This is a genomic window from Paracidovorax anthurii (genome assembly GCF_003269065.1).
Lineage (GTDB): Bacteria > Pseudomonadota > Gammaproteobacteria > Burkholderiales > Burkholderiaceae_C > Paracidovorax > Paracidovorax anthurii.
Window position 1 is genome coordinate 1 of record NZ_QLTA01000093.1, and the last position, 8880, is coordinate 8880.

General features: G+C 60.9%; 10 protein-coding genes and 1 pseudogene. 4 read left to right on the plus strand and 7 right to left on the minus strand.

Annotation, left to right across the window (positions count from 1 at the left end):
• Both AX018_RS23740 and AX018_RS23745 read right to left on the minus strand, forming a co-directional pair.
• Window positions 1-279: transposase (locus AX018_RS23740; protein ID WP_211322415.1), on the minus strand; the 279-nt coding region annotated here is incomplete at its 3' end.
• 220 nt (window positions 280-499) lie between these two features.
• Window positions 500-883, minus strand: a complete 384-nt coding sequence (locus tag AX018_RS23745) for an EF-hand domain-containing protein (RefSeq protein ID WP_434803148.1) — start codon at window positions 881-883, stop codon at window positions 500-502.
• A 166-nt stretch (window positions 884-1049) separates the two neighbouring features.
• On the opposite strand from AX018_RS23745, the gene AX018_RS23750 reads away from it, so the two are divergent.
• Window positions 1050-1625, plus strand: coding sequence for a cob(I)yrinic acid a,c-diamide adenosyltransferase (locus AX018_RS23750; protein ID WP_111882670.1), 576 nt, complete (start codon window positions 1050-1052; stop codon window positions 1623-1625).
• A 75-nt stretch (window positions 1626-1700) separates the two neighbouring features.
• Window positions 1701-2237: a nucleoside 2-deoxyribosyltransferase gene (locus AX018_RS23755; RefSeq protein ID WP_245951814.1), complete on the plus strand. Its 537-nt coding sequence runs from the start codon at window positions 1701-1703 to the stop codon at window positions 2235-2237.
• Window positions 2238-2283: 46 nt separating this feature from the next.
• Here the strand turns inward: AX018_RS23755 and AX018_RS23760 are convergent, their stop codons facing one another.
• The 5 genes and pseudogenes from AX018_RS23760 to AX018_RS23780 form a co-directional block, all read right to left on the minus strand.
• A complete protein-coding gene (locus AX018_RS23760) occupies window positions 2284-2706 on the minus strand; it encodes a hotdog fold thioesterase (protein WP_111882675.1) in 423 nt (140 codons plus the stop codon).
• A 61-nt stretch (window positions 2707-2767) separates the two neighbouring features.
• Window positions 2768-4324, minus strand: coding sequence for a succinyl-CoA:acetate CoA-transferase ScpC (gene scpC, locus AX018_RS23765; RefSeq protein WP_211322523.1), 1557 nt, complete (start codon window positions 4322-4324; stop codon window positions 2768-2770).
• Window positions 4325-4378: 54 nt separating this feature from the next.
• Window positions 4379-5113: a hypothetical protein gene (locus AX018_RS23770; RefSeq protein ID WP_111882678.1), complete on the minus strand. Its 735-nt coding sequence runs from the start codon at window positions 5111-5113 to the stop codon at window positions 4379-4381.
• Between the two features lie 271 nt (window positions 5114-5384).
• A pseudogene (locus AX018_RS26095) lies at window positions 5385-5568 on the minus strand (transposase); the annotation flags it as partial.
• 245 nt (window positions 5569-5813) lie between these two features.
• Window positions 5814-6986 (minus strand): aromatic ring-hydroxylating oxygenase subunit alpha, encoded by a 1173-nt coding sequence (locus AX018_RS23780; RefSeq protein WP_170146339.1) that lies wholly within the window; start codon window positions 6984-6986, stop codon window positions 5814-5816.
• Window positions 6987-7001: 15 nt separating this feature from the next.
• On the opposite strand from AX018_RS23780, the gene AX018_RS23785 reads away from it, so the two are divergent.
• Both AX018_RS23785 and AX018_RS23790 read left to right on the plus strand, forming a co-directional pair.
• Window positions 7002-8012: a methyltransferase gene (locus tag AX018_RS23785; protein WP_170146340.1), complete on the plus strand. Its 1011-nt coding sequence runs from the start codon at window positions 7002-7004 to the stop codon at window positions 8010-8012.
• 573 nt (window positions 8013-8585) lie between these two features.
• On the plus strand, window positions 8586-8880 hold a 295-nt coding region (locus tag AX018_RS23790; RefSeq protein ID WP_146749435.1), incomplete at its 3' end, for a helix-turn-helix domain-containing protein.

The following is an 8880-nucleotide window of genomic DNA, read 5'->3' on the forward strand; positions in this document are numbered from 1 at the left end:
CACCGGCCAGTCCAGCTTGGCCAGCCGCAGCAGGCTGTCCACCATGCCCAGCGCCTGCCGCAGGGGCTGGCCGAACAGGCACTTGATGCTCAAGCAAAACTGGATGGCTGCGTCCGAGAACGTCGGGCTGCGCCCGCGCTTGCCGTTCGGCTTGCCAAGCCACTGCATGCCTTCATCCAGCCACATCGTCAACGATCCTCGCGCCTTCAGCGCTGCGTTGTAGGCTTTCCAGTTCGTCGTGCGGTACTTGGTCCGCCTCTCGCTCTTTGCTTCCGTCACGCCTTCAGTCTACCGGTGTGGCCGGGGTGATTTGTGCAACAAAGCCATCCCATGAGATTCTCTTATGCGCAGGATTGCATGATTTCATTGATGCCTGCACGCGAAAAGCCCGCATGCCTCCTGCCATGCGGGCTTTTCATCCTGAAGGGTTGAAAGAGAAAACTGGAGTTCGCGTGGTAGTTGCGTAATCACATGAACGTCAGTGCGAGCGCGGGGGGTGTCAGGATTTCACGCCCGCCTCGAATTCCTCGCGGGACAGAACACCATCGTGGTTGGTGTCCAGTTTCTTGAAGTTCTGGCTGATGGCGGGCAGGCGGGCGGCTTCCTTCTGGCTCAGCTTGCTGTCCTTGTCGGTGTCGGCGCGGTCGAACGAAGCGCTGGCCGAGGTGCCGCCCGAGCCGGTCTGCGTGCCGCCGAAGGTGGCGCCGCCGCTGCCTCCCGGTGCGGCCGAGAGGCCTTGTCCGCCCATGGCGGCGCCGGACTGCGATTGCGCGGAGGGGGTGGAGGCGGTCTGGGCCTGGGCCGCGGCGCCTCCCATGGCGATGGCCGCAAACAGCATCACGCTGCGGGCATCGAAGGGCATGGCGAGTCGTCGTTGCTGCATCGCTGGCATGGGTGTCAGGCTCCGTGAAAGTTGAACAGGCCTTCATTGCACCGCAGCACGCGGCGCGGGGCCAGCAGTTTTGCCCGCTGTTGCCCGGGTACACATTCGGGTCCGGGATGTAACGGAGAATGGCCGCCTTCTCCCCGAATCTTCCCAGGAGTGCCCCATGGGCAACCGATTGACACAGATCGCCACGCGCACCGGAGACGACGGCACCACGGGCCTGGGCGACCAGACGCGCGTGTCCAAGCACAGCGCCCGCCCGCACGCGATGGGCGACGTGGACGAACTCAATTCCCACATCGGCCTGCTGCTGTGCGAGCCGCTGCCGCAGGACGTGTGCGCGCTGCTGGGCGACGTGCAGCACCAGCTCTTCGACCTGGGCGGCGAGCTGTCCATCCCGGGTTTCGAGCTGCTCAAGGACGAGGCGCTGGCCCGGCTCGACGAGGCGCTGGCCCGCTACAACGCCACGCTGCCGCGCCTGCAGGAGTTCATCCTGCCCGCGGGCACGCGCGCGGCCGCGCAGGCCCACGTGTGCCGCACGGTGGCGCGGCGCGCCGAGCGCAGCGTGGTGGCGCTGGGCGAGGCCGAGGCGCTGCGCGCGGCGCCGCGCCGCTACCTCAACCGCCTCTCGGACCTGCTCTTCGTGCTCGCGCGCGTGCTCAACCGCATGGACGGCGGCGACGACGTGTACTGGAAGAGCGACCGCATGGCCCGCGCCGGGGACGCGCCGGCCGGATGAGCGGCGAAGATACTATTAAAAACATAGCAAACAATGCAACAAACACGGCGACATGAAGCCCCCCTGACCTCTGAAGTGCTTCCGGAGCCGCGCCCGCGCATCTATCTGGCCGGCCCGGACGTCTTCGACCCGCGCGGCGCGCAGGTGTTCGCGCAGCTCAAGGCGTGGTGCGCGCAGGAGGGCCTGGAGGGCGTGGCGCCCACCGATGCGCAGGTGGAGGGCGACGGCGGCGGCGATGCGCTGGCGCAGCGCATCTACGAGGGCAACATCCGCCTGATCCGCGAGGCCGACGGCGTGGCGGCCAACCTGGCCGCCTTCCGGGGGCTGGAGCCCGATTCGGGCACGGTGTTCGAGGTGGGCTATGCCATCGCGCTGGGCAAGCCCGTGGTGGGCTACGGCGTGCCGCCCGAGAGCTACGAGGCGCGCGTGTGCGCCGCGATGCCGTGCGTGCGCGACGACCAGGGCGTGGCGCGCGAGCAGGGCTCGGGATGGATGGTCGAGGGCCTGGGCCAGCGGCTCAACCTGATGCTCGCGCGCTCCGTGGCACTGGAGCCCACCGCGCGCGAGGCCCTGGCGCGGCTGGCGCGCAGCCTCGGGGTACGCGGCGCCTGAGATCGTGAACACGTTCTGAGGCAAGGGCGCCGCCGCCCGGGCCTGCTCAGCGCGGCGCGAGGATGGCCATGGTGATGCGCGAGACGCAGGTCAGCTCGCCCGCATCGTTGGCCATGTCGATCTGCCACACGTGGGTGGTGCGGCCGATGTGCACGGGCCGCGCGGTGCCGGTGACCCAGCCTTCGGTGGCCGCGCGCAGGTGGTTGGCGTTGATGTCCAGCCCCACGGCGCGCCAGCCCTCGGGCGATGCGTAGAACGCGCCCACCGAGCCCAGCGTCTCGGCCAGCACCACGCTCACGCCGCCGTGCAGCAGGCCGAAGGGCTGCTTCGTGCGATCGTCCACCGGCACGCGCGCGCGCAGGAAGTCGTCGCCGATTTCGGTGAACTCGATGCCCAGGTGCGTCACGGCGTTGGGCCTGGGCGGGTGGTTGAGGGTGTGCAGGTCGATGGGCTGCTTCCAGATCGGCATGTGCGGTGTCTCCGGGGATGGGATGCGTTCCATTATCGGAGGCGGCCGCGGGGGCGCCTTGTCACGCGCGCATCGTGCCCGTGCGCAGGTAGCGCTGGTGCCACGAGAGGGCTTCGTCCAGCAGGTGGGGCGTGTGCAGGCCGCAGCCGCTCGCGCGGGCGCGGGCCACGTAGTCGCGCAGCGCGGGGCGGAAGTCGGGGTGCGCGCACTTCTCGATCACCGCCTGCGAGCGCTGCGAGGGCGAGAGGCCGCGCAGGTCGGCCAGGCCCTGCTCGGTGACGATGATCTGCACGTCGTGCTCGGTGTGGTCCACGTGCGAGGCCATGGGCACGATGCACGAGATGCTGCCGCCCTTCGCGAGCGAGGGCGTCATGAAGATCGAGAGGTAGGCGTTGCGCGCGTAGTCGCCCGAGCCGCCGATGCCGTTCATGATCGACGAGCCCATCACGTGGGTGGAGTTCACGTTGCCGTAGATGTCGGCCTCGATCATGCCGTTCATCGAGATCAGGCCCAGCCGGCGGATCAGCTCGGGGTGGTTGCTGATCTCCTGCGGGCGCAGCACGATGCGCTCGCGGTAGAAGTCGATGTCGCGCGTGAACACCTCGGTGGCCGCGGGGCTCAGCGACAGGGCCGTGGCCGAGGCGCTCTCCAGCGTGCCCGAGCGCAGCATGTCGAGCATGCCGTCCTGCAGCACCTCGGTGTAGGCCGTGAGGTGCTGGAAGGGCCCGGCGTCCAGCCCCGCGAGCACGGCGTTGGCGATGTTGCCCACGCCCGATTGCAGCGGCAGCAGCGTGGGCGGCAGGCGCCCGTGCCGCACCTCGTGCTGCAGGAATTCGATGATGTGGTCCGCGATGCGCCGCGAGGTCTCGTCGGGCGGGCTGAAGACGGAGTTGCGGTCGGGCGCGTGCGTGGCCACCACGGCCACCACCTTGGCGGGGTCGCAGCGCAGGTAGGGCTCGCCGATGCGGTCGCCGGGCTTCACGAGCGGGATCGGCACGCGGTGGGGCGGCAGGTCGGTGCCGTAGTAGATGTCGTGCATGCCCTCCAGGCCCTCGGGCTGCCAGGCGTTCACCTCCAGGATGATCCGGTCGGCCTGGTCGAGCCAGGTCTTGTTGTTGCCCACCGAGGAGGAGGGGATCAGGCGCCCGTCGGGCAGCACGCCGGCCACCTCGATCACGGCCACGTCGAGCTTGCCCCAGAAGCCGAACCACACGTAGGGCGCCACGTGGGAGAGGTGGGCGTCCACGTACTGCATCTGGCCGGCGTTGATCTGCGCGCGGCAGGTGGGGTCGGACTGGTAGGGCATGCGCATGTTCACGCCGCCCACCTTGGCGAGCGCGCCGTCGAGCTCGGGCGCGGTGGAGGCGCCGGTCCACAGGCCGATGCTGAAGGGCTCGCCCGCGGCGTGCAGCGCCTCGATGCGCGCGGCCAGCGCTGGCGGGATGGCCTTGGGGTAGCCGGCGCCCGTGAAGCCGCTCATGCCCACGCGCGCGCCGTGGGGGATGAGGGCGGCGGCCTGCTCGGCCGTCATGAGCTTGTCGCGCAGCAGGGGGCAGGCGATGCGCGGATGCGCGGGGGAGGGGGAAGCGGGTCGGGTCGTGATGGAGGATGCGGGCATCCAAAAATCTTAGCGCGCCCGCATGGCCGTTCCGTGGCGCGGGGCTGCCCGATATCAAAGCTTCGGCTTGTTGCCCTGCATGGCATCGATCGCTTTTTGCTTGGCCGCGTCTGCTGCCTGCTGTTTTTTCTCCAGGGCGTCGTAGCGGCTTTGGTGTTCGATGATCTGGATTTCAGACCCGAAAACCATGGAACTGTTCACGCCCTTGTAGAGTTTGACATTCATCTGCAATCCGCATCGGGGTTCAAAGGCGCCAGGCACCGGCAGGTTGATGCCAGCGCTCTTGAGCTGGGACATTTCGGTGCGCGGGGTCCGGACGTCGCCGCCTGCCTGGGAGGGACAAATGCCGGAGGGGGGATTGGGCCCTTTGATAAATACGTAATCGCGGCCATAAATCCAGGAGAAGTCCTGCTTGTCCCGAGAAAGGCTGGAAGGCTCTCCGTATTTCTCCTTCAGCGCAGCCAAATACGTGTCATGGGGGATATGCATGCCTTCATCGAATTTCTGCACCCGGCCCAGGTACCAGATTTTCCCGTTGTCGTCCTGCAATGCCAGGAGCTGGTCATTCACCCCGTTGTTCTTGTTGGTCGCAATGCCTTGCCAGCCCAGCACTTTGCCTTCACGGGTCTTGATTTCACTGAACTGATACTGGGGATTCACCTTTTGCATCTGGGCCTTTTGCGATTCCAGCGAGGCGCCAAATTTGACGCCGCCAATATCGAGCGCAGGTTGTGAATAGGCGAAGGCAGAAGCCGTGATCAATCCGGCAATGAGGGTGTGCTTGAGCATTTGAGATTTGAAGATGTTATGTATCGGGAATGAAAGCCATGGACGAAATGGCTTCAGACCCGTTTTATCTGCAAAGGCGCACCGGCCCTCGCGCGGCTAGCTTAGCAGCGGCCTTAATCGGGAAGAGTTGCAACCTGATCTTTTTTTTGCTGCCAAATGTTATTGGCATGCCCTGGCCCCATGTCGATTCGTGTGGGAACCTCTTGCAACCTCGAATTTCGCACACGAACCAGCACGTGCCGGGTCTTCTTCGTGCGTGGCATCCTTTCCCTGCGCCGGGCACCTCCATGCGCTTGCCAAATCGCCAGATGGTGTTGCGGTCGGGGGCGTTCATCGGCAAAAGCGCTGATGGCTCGCGTGGTCCAGCAACGGGTACTCCATCTGTTCGCCCGAGAGGTTGTACAGACGCTTCAGACGAGGAAGCGCACCATCACTTCGGTGGGATAGGCTGGCCGGGTCACCCTTGCCCTCGTTGCTGCGCTCAATGAGGGCATCGATCAGATCAAGCGGGCCAATTGCGTGAAGTCGATGCGCTGTGCAGTCACCTGCAGCGGGTCCTCCCGCTGCATTCATCTATTGCTTGCGCGAGGATTTCGTAAACAGGTCGAACTTCAGGGTGCAGCGAGGGGCGATCATGTAGATGCTTGGATGGGCGCTCCGTGGTCAAGACAGGCGTCGATGGGGTTTGGATATTCTCGATTCATTGATCCATCCAGCGGCGGTAAATTTGCTGGAAGCGATGAACAAGACGCTCGCCCGGTTGGATGATGCCTTTCATGCGTGCAATTCTGGACGATAGTCCGTGCTGTACTGCTTCACAAATTTTCTTATCTTCTACAAAAAGCCGTTCCGTGTAAGCAACATGCCATGGGCCAACGATGTCTAACATTGCCATTTCTGCCTTGGTGAGATTCGGAACCTTAAAACTGAAAAGGCGAACTGACATTCTGCAGCTACCAGGGGCAACTGGTTGGTAATCCATAATGGCCAACTGCTGGTTGTCCGTGTATCCAATGGTCGTGGCCGGGAAGATCAGATGATGGCGATAACCATCTGGATAAGGGATCTGCACCCTTTTGAATATCTCATTGATCCGGGCATCGCGAGCATGTAGGTAGCGCCTCGGGTTCATGCGAGTGACATATGAAATGGAATTTTCAGCATCCGGGTCGCAATCCACCTGTAGTGGCTTTTGCATGTCAGAACCAAAAGTCTCTGCGTGAACAGAAAAGGCGTGCTCAAATTCCACGGTATTTTGCAGCGCGATTTTCCAGTTGGCAGAGATATCTTGAATGATATTCGGTCTTTCTGATCCTAGTACTCCAGATATTTGCTTCAAGATAGGCAGCATAGGCCCGAGGAAATCGGCCAGACTATATAGTGGTTCTGCACTAACAAAGATGAATTCGCCAATGACTTCCGTCTGCCAGATATCCAAGCGTAGATCTGGTGTTTGGTAACAAGTCAATGGCTCGTTCTGCCGATGGGGCACACCAATTGCAATTCCATCTCCATTGAAGGTCCATAGGTGATAAGGACAGCGAATGGGGCCATTGCCACTCGGTTTGTCAAAGAAAGCGGAAAAGCGATGCGGGCACACGTTGGCGTAGGCCACGATGCGACCCTCATAACGATGAATAACCAGATCAGTCTCGCCGATAGAGCGCTTTGCGTAGTCACGCTCTTGCGGTACGTCTCGGGTCAGGGCGGCCATGTGCCACGCATGGCGAAAGATACGTTTCTGCTCCAACACCAGCACTGCCGGGTTTGTGTAGTCAGCTGGATTGATGAGATGGTTTTCAAGCATGAACGATGCTATTTGAATACTACAGCGGGAGACGCCTTGCACTTGGGCTACGATGGTGGTTTCCAAGAAACTTGTACGTCAATGCTGGATACCCTTCACCTTCTGAACGTCAGTTATGTGGCTCATGCACTGTATGCGGCCACGTATTGGCAAGTGCTTGATCGTCTTCATCAGTCCGACGGCGAATCTCTTTCTGAAATATCGGCTGCATGCCGCGTGCAAGTGTCTATTCTTGATCCGGTTATGAAGGTCCTACAGGCGTTTGGGTACATGCGATTGTCATCGGAGGATAAATGGTCCCTCGGGAACCGCTCCAAACGTCTGATGGAGACTGAAAACGGTTGGCTGCGGGACTACGTGCTGATATGGGGGCAACAACTTATACCGTCATTCGGTTCGATTGTTGAGCTCGCCCACAGTGAAAAGACAGGATTCGAACTGGCTTTCGGTAAGAAGCTATGGGAGTACAACAAGCAAAACAGCTCTGCAAATGATGTATTCGTACGATTCATGGATGCAGCCACGCGTCAACACACCAATACTGATGAGATTCCCCGGGCGCTACTTTTAGACAAAGCCCGCTCTGTGGTGGATGTTGGCGGTGGTTCGGGGCGCTTTCTCGTGGCGGTACTGCAAAGTTATCCCAATTTGAAAGGAGTAGTTTTTGATCAACCACATCTTGCACCTATTGCCGAGAAGAGTATTGCAGATGCAGACCTGGCAGAACGGGGCAGCTTCATGGGAGGGAGTTTCTTAACCGATGCAATTCCAGCAGGTGCGGATGCGTATCTTCTGAAGCATGTCTTGCATGACTGGCCTGATATAGGCGCGACAGCTATTCTTTCGAACATCTCCAAGGCAATGCGAGCAAACAGTCGGCTTTTTTTGATAGAAGGATTTTTGGAAGACAACTTTTCTGCAAAACCTTGGCTGCGAACGCGATTGCTTGAGCAGGTCGTATGGACAGGTGGGAAGGTTCGTACGTGTAATGAATTCAATCAATTACTAGATGTGGCAGGGCTTCGAATGGAAAGAATGCATGACACAAATGTGGCGGCAGATTGCACAGTAATTGAGATAAGCAAGATATAAATCCAATTGCTTAATCGTTGATATTGATTCGTGGTAATTTCTCCATGCTTATTGGTGTGCTGGGAATGCAGTTGATGTTGAAATGCCTTCCAAGTGGTTGCAACAAATGAGAGGCGACTGCAGCCTCGATCCAGCCGAGGCGCGCTGCTAGCGGCGCACTTCGGCTCGGAGGCTTCAAAGAACTAACTTAGAACATCCCAAGTGAGGGCGATTACCCCTGCATTTGTAGAGGTGGCAACCCACAAGCCAAGACCTTTAGGGATATATAAAGGTTTTGGGGCGAATATTTGAGTATTCGAACCTGCTGCCGTGTTCCCATTGCCACTGAAGATGACTGACTTAGTTGCATCGGAGATTCCTGATGGCGCACTCGTTGCTGCAACCAAATTGACGGTTCCGTTTTGTGGATTGCAAAAGCAAGTGCGTATCACGACCCCGTTAATATTTGTGGCAGGGGCCACTAGTTGGGCCACCCCCTTCGGGGCAATAGTTGCGAAATTCTTCCCAATAGGAACAGCATTGGCGGTCTCAAATCTGAAATGCAACACCTGGCCCATGAGGTAGGGTGTGAAGATGACGAGAAGATTCCAGCAGTTGCAGCCTGAAGAGCGGGTGATGCTGCAGACGCTGAAAGAGCAAGGACGGAGCGTGCGATTCATCGGCCGGAGCTTGGGACGCAGCGCGGCGAGCCTGAGCCGTGAATTGCGGCGCAACCAGCACGATGGCGGCTACGCATGGAAGACGGCACAAGCGGCCTGTGTGGCGCGACGCCGAGCAACACGCCCTGCGGCCAAGCTCGATCCCGATGGGCCGCTGTGGCCACTGGTAGCCCACATGCTGGGCTGGTATTGGTCGCCCCAGCAGATCG

Bases quoted from the DNA above. Each gene is read 5' to 3' on its own strand.
- AX018_RS23745 (WP_434803148.1), bottom strand. From the start codon at position 883: ATGCAGCAACGACGACTCGCCATGCCCTTCGATGCCCGCAGCGTGATG.
- AX018_RS23750 (WP_111882670.1), top strand. From the start codon at position 1,050: ATGGGCAACCGATTGACACAGATCGCCACGCGCACCGGAGACGACGGC.
- AX018_RS23760 (WP_111882675.1), bottom strand. From the start codon at position 2,706: ATGCCGATCTGGAAGCAGCCCATCGACCTGCACACCCTCAACCACCCG.
- scpC (WP_211322523.1), bottom strand. From the start codon at position 4,324: ATGCCCGCATCCTCCATCACGACCCGACCCGCTTCCCCCTCCCCCGCG.
- AX018_RS23770 (WP_111882678.1), bottom strand. From the start codon at position 5,113: ATGCTCAAGCACACCCTCATTGCCGGATTGATCACGGCTTCTGCCTTC.
- AX018_RS23785 (WP_170146340.1), top strand. From the start codon at position 7,002: ATGCTGGATACCCTTCACCTTCTGAACGTCAGTTATGTGGCTCATGCA.